Source organism: uncultured Helicobacter sp. (assembly GCF_947367035.1).
Classification (GTDB): Bacteria; Campylobacterota; Campylobacteria; order Campylobacterales; family Helicobacteraceae; genus Helicobacter_D.
The window spans coordinates 1-18241 of the sequence record NZ_CANBCA010000009.1 but is presented as its reverse complement, the minus strand read 5'-3'; the positions used below and the strand labels follow the sequence as shown (position 1 = coordinate 18241).

15 protein-coding genes and 1 pseudogene are annotated in these 18241 nt (G+C 33.8%); 10 read left to right on the top strand and 6 right to left on the bottom strand.

Going from position 1 to position 18241, the window contains the following annotated elements:
• Window positions 1-112 precede the first annotated feature (112 nt).
• The 3 genes from Q0Y61_RS04325 to abc-f are packed head-to-tail and all read left to right on the top strand — an operon-like array spanning window position 113 to window position 3219.
• Window positions 113-424: a hypothetical protein gene (locus tag Q0Y61_RS04325; RefSeq protein ID WP_297811934.1), complete on the top strand. Its 312-nt coding sequence runs from the start codon at window positions 113-115 to the stop codon at window positions 422-424.
• Window positions 399-1250: a prolipoprotein diacylglyceryl transferase gene (gene lgt, locus Q0Y61_RS04320; RefSeq protein WP_297811932.1), complete on the top strand. Its 852-nt coding sequence runs from the start codon at window positions 399-401 to the stop codon at window positions 1248-1250. The genes Q0Y61_RS04325 and lgt overlap by 26 nt, the downstream gene beginning before the upstream one ends.
• Window positions 1243-3219, top strand: coding sequence for a ribosomal protection-like ABC-F family protein (abc-f, locus tag Q0Y61_RS04315; protein WP_297811929.1), 1977 nt, complete (start codon window positions 1243-1245; stop codon window positions 3217-3219). The genes lgt and abc-f overlap by 8 nt, the downstream gene beginning before the upstream one ends.
• A gap of 263 nt (window positions 3220-3482) precedes the next feature.
• Here the strand turns inward: abc-f and Q0Y61_RS04310 are convergent, their stop codons facing one another.
• Window positions 3483-4598 carry a hypothetical protein gene (locus Q0Y61_RS04310; RefSeq protein WP_297811925.1) on the bottom strand — a complete coding sequence of 372 codons (1116 nt, stop codon included), beginning with the start codon at window positions 4596-4598 and terminating at the stop codon, window positions 3483-3485.
• Between the two features lie 90 nt (window positions 4599-4688).
• Here Q0Y61_RS04310 and Q0Y61_RS04305 point away from each other — a divergent pair.
• Window positions 4689-4853 (top strand): annotated as a pseudogene (locus tag Q0Y61_RS04305) (DUF115 domain-containing protein); the annotation flags it as partial.
• 314 nt (window positions 4854-5167) lie between these two features.
• On the opposite strand, the gene plsY reads toward Q0Y61_RS04305, so the two are convergent.
• From plsY to dnaA, 4 genes are all read right to left on the bottom strand, one after another.
• On the bottom strand, window positions 5168-5815 hold the full coding sequence (plsY, locus tag Q0Y61_RS04300; RefSeq protein ID WP_297811922.1) for a glycerol-3-phosphate 1-O-acyltransferase PlsY: 648 nt from the start codon (window positions 5813-5815) through the stop codon (window positions 5168-5170).
• Between the two features lie 9 nt (window positions 5816-5824).
• Window positions 5825-8137, bottom strand: coding sequence for a DNA topoisomerase (ATP-hydrolyzing) subunit B (gyrB, locus tag Q0Y61_RS04295; RefSeq protein ID WP_297811919.1), 2313 nt, complete (start codon window positions 8135-8137; stop codon window positions 5825-5827).
• A gap of 33 nt (window positions 8138-8170) precedes the next feature.
• Window positions 8171-9238, bottom strand: coding sequence for a DNA polymerase III subunit beta (gene dnaN / locus Q0Y61_RS04290; RefSeq protein ID WP_297811916.1), 1068 nt, complete (start codon window positions 9236-9238; stop codon window positions 8171-8173).
• Between the two features lie 175 nt (window positions 9239-9413).
• On the bottom strand, window positions 9414-10706 hold the full coding sequence (gene dnaA, locus Q0Y61_RS04285) for a chromosomal replication initiator protein DnaA (RefSeq protein ID WP_297811913.1): 1293 nt from the start codon (window positions 10704-10706) through the stop codon (window positions 9414-9416).
• 130 nt (window positions 10707-10836) lie between these two features.
• On the opposite strand from dnaA, the gene ruvC reads away from it, so the two are divergent.
• The 4 genes from ruvC to Q0Y61_RS04265 are packed head-to-tail and all read left to right on the top strand — an operon-like array spanning window position 10837 to window position 12644.
• Window positions 10837-11319 carry a crossover junction endodeoxyribonuclease RuvC gene (gene ruvC, locus Q0Y61_RS04280; protein WP_297811910.1) on the top strand — a complete coding sequence of 161 codons (483 nt, stop codon included), beginning with the start codon at window positions 10837-10839 and terminating at the stop codon, window positions 11317-11319.
• Between the two features lie 3 nt (window positions 11320-11322).
• Entirely contained in the window at window positions 11323-11952 is a 630-nt protein-coding gene (gene thyX / locus Q0Y61_RS04275; protein ID WP_297811907.1) for an FAD-dependent thymidylate synthase, read from the top strand.
• A gap of 3 nt (window positions 11953-11955) precedes the next feature.
• Window positions 11956-12330 carry a multidrug efflux SMR transporter gene (locus Q0Y61_RS04270; protein WP_297811904.1) on the top strand — a complete coding sequence of 125 codons (375 nt, stop codon included), beginning with the start codon at window positions 11956-11958 and terminating at the stop codon, window positions 12328-12330.
• On the top strand, window positions 12330-12644 hold the full coding sequence (locus Q0Y61_RS04265) for a multidrug efflux SMR transporter (RefSeq protein ID WP_297811901.1): 315 nt from the start codon (window positions 12330-12332) through the stop codon (window positions 12642-12644). The genes Q0Y61_RS04270 and Q0Y61_RS04265 overlap by 1 nt, the downstream gene beginning before the upstream one ends.
• Window positions 12645-12788: 144 nt before the next feature.
• Here the strand turns inward: Q0Y61_RS04265 and Q0Y61_RS04260 are convergent, their stop codons facing one another.
• Complete coding sequence (locus Q0Y61_RS04260) at window positions 12789-14987, bottom strand: NADP-dependent isocitrate dehydrogenase (protein WP_297811898.1); 2199 nt, start codon at window positions 14985-14987, stop codon at window positions 12789-12791.
• A 253-nt stretch (window positions 14988-15240) separates the two neighbouring features.
• On the opposite strand from Q0Y61_RS04260, the gene Q0Y61_RS04255 reads away from it, so the two are divergent.
• Together Q0Y61_RS04255 and ispG are read left to right on the top strand one after the other, a co-directional pair.
• On the top strand, window positions 15241-17424 hold the full coding sequence (locus Q0Y61_RS04255; RefSeq protein ID WP_297811896.1) for a WD40 repeat domain-containing protein: 2184 nt from the start codon (window positions 15241-15243) through the stop codon (window positions 17422-17424).
• 11 nt (window positions 17425-17435) lie between these two features.
• Window positions 17436-18241 (top strand): flavodoxin-dependent (E)-4-hydroxy-3-methylbut-2-enyl-diphosphate synthase (gene ispG, locus Q0Y61_RS04250; RefSeq protein ID WP_297811893.1); only part of this gene is annotated, 806 nt, incomplete at its 3' end.

The following is an 18241-nucleotide window of genomic DNA, read 5'->3' as shown; positions in this document are numbered from 1 at the left end:
AGCAATCCTAAATGTCATATTGCTTCGTCCTTGTAAAAATGAGCAAAAGAAATTGCAAACTTTAATTTAGTTGCTTTTTGCTACAATCTTATTTATTTATAAAGGCAAGAATTTGAAAATCATAAAGATAGATGATAATACTTTTATTCTACGCGGCAAAATTAAAGAAATCAGTGATTATCACGATATAAAAGCACTTCTTGAGAAACGAAAAAATGAGCCAAATGTAGAAGTTCGTTTTGAGATTCCACAAGCAAGAGAAGTAAATTATTATATTCTTGGTTATTGGCTGAAGTTAGCACGGAAAAATGGCTTTAAGTTTCACTTTTCTATTGCAAATTCGCGCTTATATGATACTTTTATCCGTTTAGGATTGCATCAATTTTTTGAGGTAGTTTATGACGATATGGAACAACATTTATAGTCATTTTGACCCCATTGCTTTTTTTGTATTTGGAATCCCTGTACATTGGTATGGATTAATGTATGTGTTGGCTTTACTTATTGCACTTTTGGTTGCTAAAATTTTTATGCGATTGGATCATTATCCTATTTCTAGCACTCTTTTGGATAGTTATTTTATTTGGGTTGAGATTGGCGTGATTTTGGGAGCAAGGCTTGGTTATATTTTATTTTATGACCCCTACACGACATATTATTTAAGCCACCCTTGGGAGATTTTCAATCCTTTTGACAGACAAGGCAACTTTGTAGGTATTCGTGGAATGAGTTATCACGGGGCGGTAATTGGGTTTTTGGCTGCTTCTTTGTGGTTTGCGAGGATAAAACAGGTAAATTTTTGGCTTTTTATGGATTTAGCAGGGCTTAGTATTCCATTAGGTTATGTGTTTGGACGCATTGGAAACTTTTTAAACCAAGAATTAATAGGTCGGGAAACAATCAATGGAATTGGAATCTATGTAGAGGGGGTTTTGCGACACCCAAGCCAGCTTTATGAAGCATTTTTAGAGGGTATTTTAGTTTTTATCTTTCTCTATTTTTGGCGTAAAAGAAAGCATTTTATAGGAGAAATTGGAATCTTATATGGTATAGGATATTCTTTTATGCGTTTTGTCGCAGAATTTTTTAGAGAACCAGATTCGCAGCTTGGATTTATCGCATTTAATTGGCTCACACTCGGACAGCTTTTGTCTTTACTTATCTGTGGATTTTGTGTGGTGTTATGGTTTTATAAACTTGCACAAACACCAAAGAGTGCGCATAGTAAAGGAAATTATAAAAATGGCTAATCTTTCTTTACAAAACATTTCTAAGCAATACGATTACAAAATAATTTTAAAAAAAATTTCTTTTCATCTACAAGAGGGAGAGCGTGTAGCCATTGTTGGACGTAATGGAGCGGGAAAATCCACATTATTAAAGATTCTAAGTGGGGATTTAGAGCCAGACGAAGGAACACGTATCATTGAGGGAGATTTGGAGATTTCGCATTTGATTCAAAAACCTAGCTTTAAAGAGGGACAAATAACCAAAGAAGCGATCTTAGAAGCATTGCAATCCTTAAATTTTGCTAAAATGCGTTATTTTGAAGTGGCAAAATTACTCCAAGCAACGCCTGATGATAAGGTTCTTTTGCGAGAATATGCAGAATTATCCAGCTTCATTGACCATCATAACGCGTGGGATTTAGAGGCAAAAGTCCAGCAAACATTAGAGACTTTTAAGTTAGAATCTTTGCAAGATAAGTTTGTGAATCTGCTAAGTGGTGGGGAGCAAAAACGCGTAGCCCTTGCTTGTCTGCTCTTAACAAAGCCAGAGATTCTACTGCTTGATGAACCAACCAACCATCTAGATGTGCAAATGGTAGAGTTTTTAGAATCTATGCTTTTGCGCACAAATTTTACCTTGGTATTTATTAGCCACGACCGCTATTTTATTGATAGAATTGCAACGCGCGTTATAGAGGTGGAAGAGGGAAAGATTCGTAATTTTAAAGGTGGATATAGTGATTATTTGCACCAAAAAGAAGCGCTACTTTTAAGCCTTGCCAAAAGCCACGAAGTTTTATTGAAGCACTTAAAAGCGGAAGAAGAATGGCTGGCTCGTGGTGTGCGTGCGCGAGTGAAACGCAATGAGGGGCGCAAAGAACGATTAATGGAAATGCGCAAAATGGCAAAAACAAATCCCTCTATTATTCGCAAAATGACTTTAGAGCTTGAAAGAGAGCGCAAAAATTTCAATCAAGAAGAGGGAAGCAATCGCAAAAAGATGCTCTTTGAGACCAAAAACTTGTGTGTGGAAATGGATAAAAAGGTTTTGATTCACGACTTTAATGCGAGGATTCTACAACGTGATAAAATAGCCATTGTTGGACGTAATGGAGCGGGAAAATCTACTTTGCTTAAACTGCTTCTAGGGCGCATAAAGCCTACAAGTGGAAGTATTGAACGTGGCGAAGCAAGGATTGGGTATTTTGACCAGCATAGAGAAAGCTTAGATGATAGTAAGGATTTACTAGAAACTTTTTGCCCTTTTGGCGGAGACCATATTGAGGTGCGTGGCAAGAATATGCATATTTTTGGCTATCTTAAGAACTTTTTGTTTCCCAAAGAATTTTTGGATAAAAAAATTGGTGCATTAAGTGGTGGGGAAAAGAATCGAATCGCCTTAGCTTTGCTCTTTACTAAATCGTATGATTGTTTGATACTAGATGAGCCAACGAATGATTTGGATATTCCTACCATTAATATTTTAGAAGAATATTTACAAAGCTTTGAGGGGGCGATTATCTTCGTCAGTCACGACCGCTATTTTGTAGATAAAATTGCGCAGAGACTTTATGTTTTTATAGAAAATGGCGAGATTATGGAATCGCATAAGAGCTTTAGTGAATATTTAGAGATTGAAAGTGAATTGCGCGAATACGAATCCTTAAGGACAGAGCTAGAGTGCCAAAATTTAAATCATAATTCTAAAAAATTGCCAAAAGCCCAAGAGTTGCAAATTCAAAATATCAGAAGCAAAAGAGCAAAATTAAGTTACCATCAACAACGAATGCTTGAGATTTTACCAGAGGAAATTGAAATGCTAGAAGCAGAGATTAAAGAGCTTGAAAAGTTACTCTTTAGCGGGAGTTTAAGCACACAAGAATTACAAGAAAAGTCCCTAGAATTTGAAGATAAAAAGGCACTTTGTGAAGAAAAAATTACGCAATATTTAGAGCTAGAGGAATTGGCAAAGGATAAAAGAATCTTCTAGGGAAAGCAAAGGGATTCTTCTTGTGTTCTTGCAAGAGGCTTTAGTCTTGTGGTATCTGTAACCCTGCATAAATAAATAACAATACAATGAAAAGAATTATCTTGTAAGAATCCGTTTTATTTTTATTTAATTATGGATTGTTGCGTGCGCCTCGCAACGACAGATTAGGCATCATTCGTTTTCCACTATGTTCTTACGAAACCCTTTATTCTTCAGAGTTATGGTTAAACTAAGTTAATGAAGTATAAAAAATAATTTGGAAGTTAAAATCGTGTTGGGAAAACAAATAACATTTGAAAGGCAATTTGAATCTCTGCACAAGCCACACTTGATATGGCGGTGTGCATTCCATAGATAGAGTTGTAATCCTCTGTGTTTAGATATTGTGGTTGCCAAGAAATTTTATAGCCTTTAGCTTCTAGGGAGTTGGGTTGAGAATAAAAAGAAAGTACTTGTGCAATGGAATCTGTAATTTTCTCCTGCTGATCTGTGGAAAGTCTGTCAGTCAGTGCGGCAAATAGTCGGTATCCTGTGGCTTCCATTTTGGATTCTCTGTAAAGGTTGATATTATCCTCAAGTGTTTTTAAGCTTTGCGTATCTATTTCTCTGCGGTTGATAGAGTCTTTAAGTATTAAAGGTATGGTTTCTAGGAGGTTTTCAAGTCTGTTTTTTAAAAGGCTAGATTCTATCTTGATACCATATTCTAGAAAAAGGGTAGAAATCTTTTCGTCTTCCCCTAAAGATTCATCGTTTATCTCTAGAGGATTTTTTGTCAAAGACTGATAATTTTTATTTATCATTTTTTGGATAATTTTAGGATTTTCTTGATAAATTTCAAGTATTATCTTATCCATTTCCAATTCAAGAAATTTTTGAGATTCATTAGCTTCTTGCAATGTAATGGGAATAGTCGCATTGGCTTTCAGCTTAGAATCAATTTTCTTAATAAATTTTATATCTTGTTTGTCTAAAGAGATACTATTTAAATTACAAGATTCAATATTTAATCTTTTTACAGCATCTCTTAAAATTTGCCTATAAGAATGGCTGTAATTTATTATTTTTTTCAAGATTTCTTTTTCGTTTGGAGAAAAATCTTTAAATCCTTGATGAGTAGATTTTATCTTTAGGTTTTTATCAAAAAGACTTGCATAAACGTTCATAGGATTTTTTGGCTTAAGAGTGTGAATCCGAGGAATCAAGGGTTTTGGGGTGAGTACAGCTTGTAAAAACCGATCTACTTCCTTTTTGTCTTTTAAAACATTGGGTGAATTTGGGCTTTGTTTGAAGTTTGTCGTGCTATTCTTTTCTTGTTCTTTACTTTTTTGATTTAGCAATGTTTTATAGGGTGCTTTTGATAAAGAATCCAAAATCAACACAATTTACTCCCCTGTAGTTTATAAATAACAAGCAAATTTTATTCCAATCTAAAAACAATATTCACTTTCTTTAAAGCTTAATTTATTTGTTACATTTTTCATCAAGAAATAGACATTTCTTGCATATTTGTAATGCCAGCCAATAATGAAGAAGCAAAGATTATTAAACAAGCTAAACTCATTTATGCGCATAAATATTGGCTTTTTTCGCTTGCAGGAGGTATGGATAGTGTGATTGAAATTGTTAAAAAAGCTTTTGCAACTCCTCGCTACGCTGATAAAACTTTGTTCTTGCAAAGATTGCTCGTTAGAAATACTTTGTTGATTGACGTTTATCGCACCCTCACGCAAATTTTGTAGGATAAATCTTAATAAATCCTTTGGAATCCCTACCAAAAATACCTTTGTTGTTTGTTTTGCTTGCCTGCATTTGGGTAATGTAGGCGTAAGACAACGCGAAAAGTAAGCTTTTAATCCTAATTTCTCACAGAATTCTAAAGTCGCTAAATCTCTGCAACCAATCGTTTTACCCTCATGGAATCTCGCAATGACGAGAAATTAAAGCAAAATCATATCACCTTTTGTTCTTTTTTTTGAATTAGACGAATGATATTTGGAATATGTTTATAAAGAATCAAAAGCATCATTAAAACCAAAGGCGTATGTGTCGTGATATGTGGAATCTCTGGGTGTAATATGAAGCTAGAAGCCACCCCACAAATCACACCAAAAAGCGAAGCCAAAGAGGAAATTTTAAGTAATTTTCCAACGACAAACCACACTAGCAAACCAAAAATCGCCTCTAAAGGTAAAAAAACTGCGACAACACCGACACAAGTCGCTACACCTTTCCCGCCTTCTAATTTCAAAAATGGTGAGAAACAATGCCCAACAACTGCTAAAAATGCTATCATCCATTGTGCTTCAAAACTTATACCAAAGCCTTTAGCTATTAATAGAATTATCACACCTTTTAACGCATCACTTAACATTGTGAGAATCGCAATTTTTTTAGCAATCTTTGGATTGGTTTCTTTTAATGCACGCAAGACATTTGTAGCACCTATACTTCCACTTCCAACTTGGCGAATATTCACTTCCCCAAGATATTTTCCATAAAGTAACCCAAACGGAATCCCACCTATAATATAAGCAATCGTGTAAAAGATTCCATTCAAACTTGTAAAAAAATCCAAAATCCCCGCTAATAAATACATACAGAATCCTTAAACATCTAAATGCTTCACATCTTTTGCGTGGTCTTGGATATACTCTCGTCTTGGTTCTACCTCATCACCCATAAAGAGTGAAAATACCTTACTTGCTTCTGTCTCATCTTGAATCTCTACACGAATCAAACGTCTATTTTCTGGTGTCATCGTTGTTTCCCATAATTGTTCAGGATTCATTTCACCCAAACCTTTATATCTTTGAATATATGCACCTTTTTTACTACTCTCTTCAATCTTTTCTAATAATACAACTGCATCTTGTCCCCCAAGAAATCCTAAATTATATTCTTTTAGTTTATTAAAAACAAAATGTGCTTCTTCAAAAAGCGGATGTGTAAAGAGCTCTTCATCAATTTTAATATCCACTAAACCAGAATCTGTTTGGACATAAAGATGAATTTTTTCTTCATCTACATTTTCATTTAAGATATTAAACCCAAGCTCTGCGATCTTTATTTTGATTGTTTTACATAATTCTTTATTTTTGAGTGCAAGTAAATCACTATTTTCAATTAAATAACGCAAAATCTCAATTAAAGCAAATCGTTTTTTAAGATTCTGCAAAGTAGAGCGGTAATGTGCCACGATTTTAAAAAATTCAATAATTTCTTTTGTGCTAATTCCTTGAAATTCAAAATTCTCAATTCCATTTTCAATTAAATATTCACTTAAAGCTTTTTCATCTTTAAGATAAATTTCTTTTTTGCCTTTTTTAAATCGATAAAGTGGTGGTTGCGCAATATATAAATAACCTGCTTCAATAATACCTTTTAAATAACGAAAAAAGAAAGTCATTAAAAGGGTTTGAATATGACTTCCATCAACATCTGCATCTGTCATAATAATAATTTTATTATAACGTGCTTTTTCTATATCAAATTCTTCTCCGATTCCACAACCTAGAGCAGTAATGAGGTTTTTAATTTCTTCACTTTTTAGAATCTTATCTAAACGACTTTTTTCTACATTTAAAATTTTCCCACGTAAAGGCAAAATCGCTTGATAAACTCTATCACGTCCTTGTTTTGCTGAACCACCTGCAGAATCTCCTTCCACCAAATAAATCTCACTATTACTTGGGTCTTTACTTTGGCAGTCTGCTAATTTACCAGGTAATGTGCCAACACTAAAAGATTCCTTTTTACGTGTGAGTTCTCTTGCTTTTTTTGCTGCTTCCCTACCTCTCGCAGCCAAAAGTGCTTTTTGCATAATTACTTTGGCTTCATTTGGATTTTCTTCAAAGAATTTTGAAATCTTTTCAAAACTAAGTTTTTGCACAATTGGACGCACAAAGGAACTTCCCAATTTACTTTTGGTTTGCCCTACAAATTGCGGGTCAATCACTTTAACCGAAACAATTGCAATTAATCCCTCACGAATATCATCACCTGTGATTTTAGAATCTTTCTCTCGTGCATTAGCATTTTCTTCAATATAATTTGTAATGGCACGCGTCAAGCCCATACGAAACCCTGCTTCGTGTGTTCCACCATCATTTGTATGAATATTATTAACAAAACTCAACATTTTTTCATCAAAGCTCTCATTATAGGCTAAAGCAATTTCTACTTCCACATTATCATCTTTTCCTTCAAATCCAATAATAGGAGAAATGAATGATTTTTTGTTAATATCCGTGATAAATTGAGATAAACCACCTTCAAAATGATAATTTTCATCGAAATTATCATTTTCGTCTTTAAAGTGAATAGTGATTTGGTGATTCAAATAAGCAAGCTCTTTGAATCGTTTTTTTAAAGTCTCTCTATCGAAAGTTACAATTTCAAAAATACTATCATCAGGGATAAATTCGATTGTTGTTCCACTAAGCTTTGTTTCTCCAATTACTTCTAAGTCATTTTGTGGAATCCCTTGTGCAAAATCTTGGCGATAAATTTGATTATGCTTATAAATTGTCATTTGAAGAGATTTTGAAAGTGCATTTACAACAGAAACACCCACACCGTGCAAACCACCAGAATAGGTTTTTTGGTCAAACTTACCACCCGCGTGAAGCACAGTTAAAGCCACAGTTGCAGCAGGAATATTTTCTGTTGGATGAATATCTATTGGGATTCCACGCCCATTATCAGAAATCTTTGCCCCTCCCTCTTTGGTTAAAATCACTTCAATTTCTGTGCAAAATCCTGCCATTGCTTCATCAATGCAATTATCTACTACTTCATAAATTAAATGATGCAAACCATTAATATTAGTATCTCCAATATACATTCCCGGACGTTTTCTAACTGCTTCTAAACCTTTTAATACTTTAATACTTTGTCCTGTGTATTCTAAATCTTCCATTTTCTTCCTAAGTAAATATTTATTTGTTAAAAATTAAATGATAATTGGCATAACGACTGTTGAGAAATTTTCACTTTTTAATATGAAAGGTGCATTTTTACCATTAAGTCCCCAAGTAAAATCTGCAGTGTCAATTTGCATTAAAAAGTCTAATACATGACGAGAATTGATACCTATTTCAATTTCTTCTTCAAGAGGAAGATTTATTTCAATTTGTGTTTTTGCTTCTGAATTATCTTGACTTAAAGATTCAAATAAAATTTCATTAGCTTTAAAAGTTATTTTAACATCATTAGTAACAGAATTAATTACTTTAATTCCTTCAATAATTTTAGTTTTTGGGATATTGATTTCTGTGATAATTTCTTTAGGTAAGATTTTTTCATAATCTGGAAATTTTCCATTAATAAGATGAGAAAAGAAAATATAATTTTGAGATTTTATAATAATATCTTTATCATTGTAAAAAAGTTCAATATTGTCAAAAAATAAACGTTGAATTTCTGTAATAGCTTTTTTAGGAAATATAAGTGCTAAATTATTACCTGAAGCATTATCAAACTTTACCATTGCAAGACGTTTTGTATCTGTCGCGATAAAGTTATAAGAGTATTCTTTAATATCTAAAAGAGCTCCATTTAATTCACGTTTTTGATTATTATTGTCAATCACAGGAAAAATTTTCTTCATAGAATTGATAACTTGAAGAGAATTAATTTCCAATTTTGATAAGTTTTCGTATTCTGGAAAGGTTGGAAATTCTTGAGCGTTAAACATAGGAAGTTTAAAAGAACTTTTGTTTTGTTGGATGTGGAGATTTTCATTATGAGTGTAAAGATTAACATCACCTTCTTTTAGTCGTTTAATGATATCTAGGGCTTGTTTGCCATTAACTGTTGCAATTCCATTTTCGAGAATCATTAGAGAATCACTAATGGCACAAAGTCCCATTTCGAAATCTGTTGCTTTACAGATAAGTTGATTATTTTTTGTTTCAAGATAAATGTGAGAGGTAATTTGACTAGAGTCTTTTTTATCTAGGAATGGTTGTAAAGAGGTAAAGATATTGTCTAAAACATTATTTGGAATAGTAATGTTCATAAGAGTCCTTTTATATTAAGATTTAGAAGTATTAGTAGAGAACTTGAATTGTTGAATAAGTGCTACAGACTTCTAAATTTAGGTTTTGTGTGTGAATGATACGGATGATTTATATTTCACATTAATTCACTATTTTAGCAAAACTTTGTTTTTATTGCGGTTAAAAGTTTTTATTTTATTTTATTTTATTTTTTATTTCTTCAATAATAGTTTTAAAATTTGAATTCTCATTGATTTCATCTTGAATACTTTTCATTGCTTTGCTTACAGTGCTATGGTCTTTCATTCCAAAGAAATTTGCAAGATAAGGCATAGAGTTTGGTGTAAGAGCTCTAGCTAGATAAATAACGATTTTACGTGCAATTACGATATTTTTGGAGCGGTTTTTACTTTTAATATCAGAGGGTTTAAGATTATAATACTTAGCTACAGTGTCAATAATTTTATCCATACTTACATTTTCTTTGGATTCTTTAATATATTCTTTTAAAATATCTTTAACAAAATCAAGTCCAATTTCTTGGATATTTGTAACATTCATCGAAAAATTAAGTTTAACTAAAACACCCTCAATTTCGCGGATATTATCATTAATGTTTGCTGCAATAAAGTGAATAATTGTATCATTTAGATGGATTCTATCTAATTTACATTTTGCACGAATAATGTTGATTTTTGTTTCTAGTTCTGGAGGTTGAATATCTGCTAAAAGTCCAGAAGTAAAACGTGTTTTTAAACGTTCCTCTAAACCCTTTAAATCTTTCGGTAAGCGGTCAGAGGTTAGCACAATTTGCTTATTGTTGTCTTTAAGTTCATTAAAAGTATGAAAAAATTCTTCTTGAATTTGCTCTTTACCACTTAAAAATTGAATATCATCAATTAATAAATAATCACAAGCACGATATTTTTCACGGAATCTTTCCATTGTATTGTTGCGAATATGCAATAAAAAATCATTTAAGAATTGTTCGCTTGTGGTATAAATTACATTTTTGCCTACAAGGATATTAGCATTGCCAATTGCATTTAATAAATGTGTTTTACCTAAGCCTGTATTACCATAGATAACAAGAGGATTGTATTTAATACTTTGATTTTGTGCCACTGCTTTAGCGACATTAAAAGCAAAAGTATTAGAATTGCCCACAACAAAAGAATCAAAGGTAAAAGAAGGGTTAAGATTTGTTGCGCCACTTTGTTTGCGGACACTGATTTTGTTTTCTTTTTTTTTACTGGAATTTACTACTTCAACAATTACTTCAGGTTTTAAACCATTATTTACTTCAAATAGATGTGCGATTTTATCTGCATATTTGGTTTTTATCCAGCTTGCGATTAAGATATTTGGGGCATTTAATACAATCCTATCTTCACGAGAATATTTTTCGTTATAGGTGATTTGGCTAATATAATTGTCAAATTCAAAAGTTGTAATTTCATTTTTGAGCTGTAACAAAATCTGATTCAAATTTTACCTTTAAAGTTATTCACAGGTGTGAATAATATGTGAATAATATGTGAAACTTCAGCTGATTTTATCTAAGAATTACTAAAAATTTTATATTATTTCCATTTATTAAAATATTTTAAGGTAATAAGTGAATATTTTAGGCATTGACCCGGGAAGTAGAAATTGCGGTTATGCAATTATCCAATTAGAAAAAAATACAATTTTTTTAGTAGAAGCAGGATTAATCAAAATCAAAGAAAGAATCTTACAACATCAAATTTTAGAATTTGTAGAAGGTATTGATTTAGTATTTAAAAATTATCAAATTGATTCTGTTGCTATTGAAGATATGTTTTATGCGTATAATCCAAAAAGCGTGATTAAACTTGCACAATTTCGTGGAGCATTGAGTCTTAAGATTTTGCAAGAGTTAGGAAGTTTTACAGAATATACTCCTTTGCAAGTTAAAAAGGCTTTAACAGGAAATGGTAAGGCACACAAGGAACAAGTTGCTTTTATGGTCAAGCGACTTTTGGGACTTAAAGGCGAGATTAAGCCACTAGATATTACAGATGCGATTGCCATTGCGATTACCCACGCGCAGAGATTGAAGCTTCAAATTAAGGAATAATCAATGCAAATTACACTTTTAAATTATACAGAATTAAAAACTTGCGCTCACGCAATTCGCACTTGTTGGCAGAGCTTTGAAAAAGGTGATAATGGAGGAGAAAGGGATAAAGAACTAATTTTACGCGTAGGAAATAAATTCAAACACGCTTCCACTTTAGAACATTTATATTACACCTTTTATATTCAAGGCATTTCGCGTGCGACTTTACAAGAATTGGCACGACATAGAATCTCCTCTTTAAGCGTCAAAAGCACACGTTATACGCTCAAAGAATTAAAAAATACAGAATCTTTTTTGCCTTTAAATACTCAAAATTTATTCCGCGCTAAAGAGTTTTTAGTTTTCACGGATAATGAATTGGTGGATAGAGCAAGTGTGCAGGCATTAGAGAATCTGCGCTTATTATTGCAAGAAAATATTAGCAATGATTTGGTTAAATTTGCTATGCCAGAATCTTACAAGACAGAATTAACTTGGAGTGTTAATGCAAGAAGTTTGCAAAATTTTTTATTTTTAAGAAGTTCAAAAAGTGCGCTTTGGGAGATTCGTAATCTTGCTTTTGCGCTTTTTGAATCACTGCCACAAGAACATCAATTTTTATTTGATGATTTTTTACAAGACGAAGAATAAGCAATGAGCCTAAAGAAAGCTTATATCCTATTAATTTTTGCTATTTTAACAGAAGTATTTGCTGTTAATTTAATGAAAGCAAGTGCAGGAGAAATGTGGGGGCTTGTGTATATGTATGTGTTGCTTGTGCTTTCTTATTATTTTATGGCTCTTTCGCTTCATCGTATTTCTGTGGGGGTGGCGTATGCAATATGGGAAGTGCTAGGAGCAGTTTGTGTAGTTTGTATTAGCGTGTTTTACTTTGGTGAGGAATTGTTATGGACTCAAAAAGTTGGCATTCTCTTATCTGTTAGCGGAATCGCATTAATTAACTATGCCGAATTAAAACGCGAAGTAGAATCGGATTCTACAAAGAATCCACAGGCAAAAGGAATCTAATGAGTTTAGCATTAGGATATGTCGTTATTTCAGCGATTTTGGATGTGATTGCAAATTTATTTTTAAAGAAATCCAATGCCTTTACACATAAGGGTTATACAATAGGTTGTATCCTTATGGTGTGGGCAGCTTTTAGTGTGTTGATTTTGGCACTTGAAGAGATGCCTTTAAGTGTGGCATATTCTACTTGGGGTGCAGTGGGGATTGTTGGCACAAGTGTAGGGGGTTATGTCTTTTTTAAAGAGCGCTTGGGAATCATCGGTTATATTGGTATGGCTATGGTGATTTTCGCAGTGATTTTGCTGAATTTGTGAATCCACTATTCCCATCCTTAGAAGCAGGGATAAAACCTCCTCCCTAATTATGAGTTTTCTTCATTGTGTTTTCGTGTATAAGGCGTGGATTCTTGCAATAGCTTGGGATTGGTGAGGCACAAAAGTGCCAATCCCCCTTTACTTTTATTTAATTTTAGCTAAAATCGTATTAAAGGTTGCGCTTGGGCGCATAATGGCATTGCATTTTGCATCATCAAACTTGTAATATCCTCCTAAATCTACTTTCACACCTTGTGCGCTTAAATATTCTTGGTGGATTTTGTTTGCATTGGCACTTAATTCTTCTGCAATTTCTTTAAAAAATCCTTGTAATGTAGAATCACTACTATCTTGCGCTAAGGCTTGCGCCCAATAAAGCGCAAGATAAAAATGGCTTGTGCGGTTATCGTCTTCGCCCACTTTGCGAGAAGGGGCTTTGTTGTTGTTTAGCCATTTGCCAATCGCATTATCAAGGCTATTTGCTAAGACTTGTGCTTGTTTGTTGCCTATTTTTTGTGCATAAAATTCCAAACTTGCTTGAAGTGCTAAAAATTCTCCCAAACTATCCCAGCGCAAATGGTTTTCCTCCACGAGCTGTTCAACTTGTTTAGGCGCACTTCCACCCGCACCGGTTTCAAACATAGATCCACCATTAAGCATCGGTACGACGGAAAGCATTTTAGCACTTGTGCCAAGCTCTAAAATCGGGAATAAGTCTGTGAGATAATCCCTTAGAACATTTCCACTAATAGAAATCACATCTTTTCCATTGCGGATTAGTTTTAGCGATTCCAAACACGCTTCTTTTGGAGGTAGAATCGCAATGTCTTTACCTTTTTCTTTCAATCGTGCTTGCACTAAATCAATCATAATTTTATTGCTTGCACGTTTAGAATCTAACCAGAAAATCGCCTTATTGCCGGTCAAATCTGCTCGCTCAATCCCCAAATCAATCCAATTTTGCACCGCTTCAAATTTCGCTTGATTTGCGCGATAAATATCACCTTTTTCTACTTTATGCTCTAGTAAAACAGCACCTTTTTCATCTGTTATTCTAAAGATTCCATTTTCTTTGGCAATAAATGTTTTATCGTGAGAGCCGTATTCTTGGGCTTTTTTTGCCATTAAGCCAACATTGGATACACTGCCTAATGTGCTAGGATTGAGTGTGCCATTTGCGCGCAAATCCTCTACTACCGCTTCATAAATTGTTGCATAAGTTTTATCTGGAATCAGTGCATTTGTATCGCATTCTTTGCCGTCTTTATCCCATAGTCTTGCACCATTTTTAAGCATCGCAGGCATTGAAGCATCTACAATCACATCACTCGGAATATGTAAATTTGTGATTCCTTTGTCGGAATTTACCATAGAGAGTGGCGCACTTTTGTCAAGAATCTCTTTGTATTTTGCTAAAATTTCTTGTTTTTTAGAACTATTTTCTATTTTTGTTAATAATTCATTGACACCATTATTGGCATTGACACCAAGTCGTGCTAGTTCTTCGCTGAATCCATCAAAAAGTTCTTTAAAATAGATTTTAACCGCGTGTCCAAAAATCACAGGGTCGCTAACTTTCATCATTGTAGCTTTTAAATGAAGTGAAAGCAGGATATTTTCTTTTTTGCAGACTTCAATCTCTTTTGTATAAAATTCATCTAGGGTTTTTGCACTCATAAAAGTTGCGTCTAAAATCTCATTTTTGTCTAGTTTTAAATTGTCCTTTAGGATTTCAGTGCCTTTTGAACCAACAAATTCAATTCTAGCTTTTGTAGAATTTGGAATCAAAATCGCTTTTTCGTTATCAAAGAAATCCCCCTTTTGCATATAAGAAACGCGTGTTTTGGAATCTTTGTGAAATTCTACCACACGGTAAGGATTCTTTTTGGCATATTCTTTAACGGCTTTTGTGCAACGGCGGTCAGAATTTCCTTGTCTTAGCACCGGATTGACCGCGGAGCCTAATACTTTTTGGTATTTCTCTTTAATGGCTTTTTGTGCTTCGTCTTTGGGTTCATCTGGGAAGTCTGGTACATTAAAACCTTTGCCTTGTAGTTCTTTAATTGTAGCTTTTAATTGTGGAATAGAAGCGGAAATATTGGGCGTTTTAATTAGATTTGCATCGGGTTGATTGACAATTTCACCTAGAATCGCAAGCTCGTCTTTGATTCTTTGGGATTCTTTAAGCCTTTCTGGAAATTGTGCTAAAATGCGTGCAGAGAGAGAAATATCAGAAGTTTCTACTTGAATGCCAACTTTGCCTAAAAATGCTTGGACAATAGGCAGAAAAGAATAAGTGGCTAAAGCAGGAGACTCATCCGTGAGAGTATAAGTGATTTTCATAAAGATTCCTTTAATGTAGAATTTATCGTTTGAGTATAACAAACAATTACGCAAATTTTGCTAATTTTAGTCAAGATTCTTTTTACTTTTTATACAAATGGGGAATTATGTTGCACTTTGTAAATTTTCGCATTTACACATTTTGCTAAAGTCTCACGAATAATTGCAAATTTAAAACATAAATTTAAAGAGTTTGAGGTAAAATAATAAATTATGATTTAGATTTGACAGCAATTGTCAATGAGGAGCTAGAATGTTTCCTGTAAAAAGCAGTTTAAAATTAGTAGGTAGTGTGCTTGGAATCTCAACTGATAAAGATTCTATTATCTGTATAGATAATTTTTATAATATTTCTACTTTTTCAAAAGAAAACAAAATAATTGATAAAACACTGCAGATCTCTAAAGAGGTTGAACCTCTGCATCATTTTAGTAAGGCAGTTGCTATCTCTCATACTACTTCTAAAATTGCTATGGGTTTTGTCAAGGCAACCAAAGGTGTGGTGGTTACTACTATCCCAGAGATTGCACCAATTGCGCAACTTACTTGGCAAAAGCTTGCAATTTCTAAAATCTCCTTTTCACACGAAGATGATTATTTAGCCACAGGTGGTGAAGATGGACGCGTATTGTTATATTCTGCGGATAATTATCAGTTGGCTTTAAGCACCCCACCTTTACCAGACTATATTTCAGCTATTGCATTTAGTGAAGATGGGAGGCTATTATTTGCAGGTTGTTTTGGTAAAAGTGCAATGATTTTTGATGTGGTTAAAAACACATTGATTGCGGACATTAAAACAGAGTCACTAATTGAAGATGCATTTTTTTATGCAGGGGATACGCTTTTATTTTGTGTTACAAAAGAGGGGCAGACTCTTGTTTATGATGTGCAAGAGCAAAAGTTTATTAAAGAAAATCTCTTTAAAGGTGTATGGCTTATGCGATGTCGCAAGTTGCCAGGTGAAGAGTTTGCTATCGTAGGGGCTAAAGACAAACAATTACGCATTATTGATTTAAGTGATAATACACTAAGTGATTCCATTACGCTTGAACATAGTGGTATTACAGCAATGAGACTAGAGGACAATCTGCTTTATCTTGGTTACTCTGATGGAACGATTGAGATTGTGGATATTAATGAGGCACAAGATGAAATGCTAGAATTGTTGAATAATAACGATTTAAAGAAAGCATTGGGTTTGATTCAAGAAAAAAATATTTTTTTGCAAACTTTGAAAGAATACCGCACGAAACTAGAAACTTTGTGGAAAGAAATGTTGGCAAAAGCGGTGGATTTGTTAGCAAAAGACCAGCTTGAAGAAGCAACAGCAGTTGTAGAGCCTTTTATGCTAGACCAACGTAAGCGAGAAGAGTTTGATTATTATTGGCAGCAAAAAGAAGCTGTGGCAAAATTTATGGATGCCATTGAAGCTAAAAACTATATGGAAGCTTACAAGCTCGTAGAACAGAATCCTTATTTGAAAGAAACGGTGGCTTATGCGAAGCTAGAGGAGACCTGGGAAAAATCTTTTGAGGTTTCTAAACGATTGCTTTTCCAAGACCCGCAAGGCAATCTTGTCAAAGCGCAGGATTTATTGCGTCCATTTGTTACTGTTAAATCTAAAAAAGATGTCGCAATGACCCTACTTAGAAATAGCGATAAATTTATTCAAGCGGATAAAGAATATAAAGCAAAAAACTTTGTAGAATATTTTAAAATGTGCGATAGACTTCCGTTTTTAAAAGAGACTTTAATTTATAAAAGTGCATTATTGATTGGAGACCAAATCGCGCAACGTGTCAGTGCTTGTGAGAATCAAAATGACTATGCAAAAGCATTGGAAATCTGTAAACTTCTAGCTTCTATGTCGCCTTTTAAATCTCTTGCAGACGAAAAAGCAAAAACAATTCAAATCAAGCTAGATTTTGCTCAAGCTTGTAAAGAGCATAAATTAGCTGATGCATTTAAAATGGCTGAAACTTATTTTGAGTTGCGTTCTATGCCAGAATATAAAAAGCTTTATGATGATTTTAAACGCTATGAAAAAATTGCCTTTGGATTTGCAGCTAAAGGTAATGGGAAAGCAACTTTGGACAACTTAAAAGAATATCTTTATATTGAGTATTGGCGAGATAAAATTGCGGCAATTTTAAAGATTGCTTATCTTTCAGAGTTTATGCTAAATGCTCCAGGCAAAGAGGGTGCACAAGAAAATATTTGTTGGAAGGAAACTTTCCAATATTATATTGAGCGTTATGGTAAAGATGAAGAGATTAAAAAGCTAGCCAATGAAATTGGATTGCAAGGAGAATTAGATAGCATTCCTTTTGATGGTAATCCAAAAGGATATTTAACAACAATCGTTGCGGATTCTTTATTATGTATTGACAATCAGCCTTTGCATCAACACGAAGAAAATCAACAAGAAAATTAAAGACAAATTAAGTGGAATCCCAAACTTTAAAACCGCGTTATCCAACGAAGCAAATTGCAGTTGGCAATGTTCTAGTAGGTGGAGATGCCCCAATTTCTGTGCAAAGTATGACTTATAGCAAGACAGCTAATTTGCAAGAAACAAAGAAGCAAATTGATTGCTTACAACTTGCAGGTTGTGATATTGTGCGCGTAGCAGTGAGTGATGAGGAGGATGCTCACGCATTAAAAACACTTAAGGCGATGATTGGGTTGCCTTTGGTTGCAGATATTCATTTTCGTTATAAACTTGCATTGATTGCAGCGGAATCTGTGGATTGCGTGCGGATTAATCCGGGTAATATTGGAGCCAAGGATAAAATTAAAGCCGTAGTAGAGGTGTGCAAAGAGCGCAAGATTCCTATACGAATCGGTGTTAATGCTGGAAGTTTGGAAAAACCTTTTGAAATTAAATATGGTGCAACCCCTAAGGGTATGGTAGAATCCGCATTGTATAATATTAAGCTATTGGAGGATTTTAACTTTAGCAATATTAAGGTATCTTTAAAGGCTAGTGATGTGGAGCGCACAATGAGTGCTTATCGGGCTTTGCGTCCTTTGGTGGAATATCCTTTCCATTTGGGGGTTACAGAGGCGGGAGATTTAGAATCTTCCACCATTAAAAGTTCTATGGCACTTGGTGGGTTGCTTATGGAGGGGATTGGCGATACAATGCGTGTATCTATTACGGGGGAACTAGAAAAAGAAGTTGAAATTGCAAGGGGTATTTTGCGCTATTGCGGACGACAAAAAGAGGGGATTACTTATATTTCTTGTCC

Excerpts from the sequence above, each read along its gene's own strand:
- plsY (WP_297811922.1), bottom strand. The coding sequence starts at position 5,815 with ATGTATTTATTAGCGGGGATTTTGGATTTTTTTACAAGTTTGAATGGA.
- gyrB (WP_297811919.1), bottom strand. The coding sequence starts at position 8,137 with ATGGAAGATTTAGAATACACAGGACAAAGTATTAAAGTATTAAAAGGT.
- thyX (WP_297811907.1), top strand. The coding sequence starts at position 11,323 with ATGCAAATTACACTTTTAAATTATACAGAATTAAAAACTTGCGCTCAC.
- abc-f (WP_297811929.1), top strand. The coding sequence starts at position 1,243 with ATGGCTAATCTTTCTTTACAAAACATTTCTAAGCAATACGATTACAAA.
- Q0Y61_RS04265 (WP_297811901.1), top strand. The coding sequence starts at position 12,330 with ATGAGTTTAGCATTAGGATATGTCGTTATTTCAGCGATTTTGGATGTG.
- Q0Y61_RS04260 (WP_297811898.1), bottom strand. The coding sequence starts at position 14,987 with ATGAAAATCACTTATACTCTCACGGATGAGTCTCCTGCTTTAGCCACT.
- dnaN (WP_297811916.1), bottom strand. The coding sequence starts at position 9,238 with ATGAACATTACTATTCCAAATAATGTTTTAGACAATATCTTTACCTCT.
- Q0Y61_RS04270 (WP_297811904.1), top strand. The coding sequence starts at position 11,956 with ATGAGCCTAAAGAAAGCTTATATCCTATTAATTTTTGCTATTTTAACA.
- Q0Y61_RS04255 (WP_297811896.1), top strand. The coding sequence starts at position 15,241 with ATGTTTCCTGTAAAAAGCAGTTTAAAATTAGTAGGTAGTGTGCTTGGA.
- lgt (WP_297811932.1), top strand. The coding sequence starts at position 399 with ATGACGATATGGAACAACATTTATAGTCATTTTGACCCCATTGCTTTT.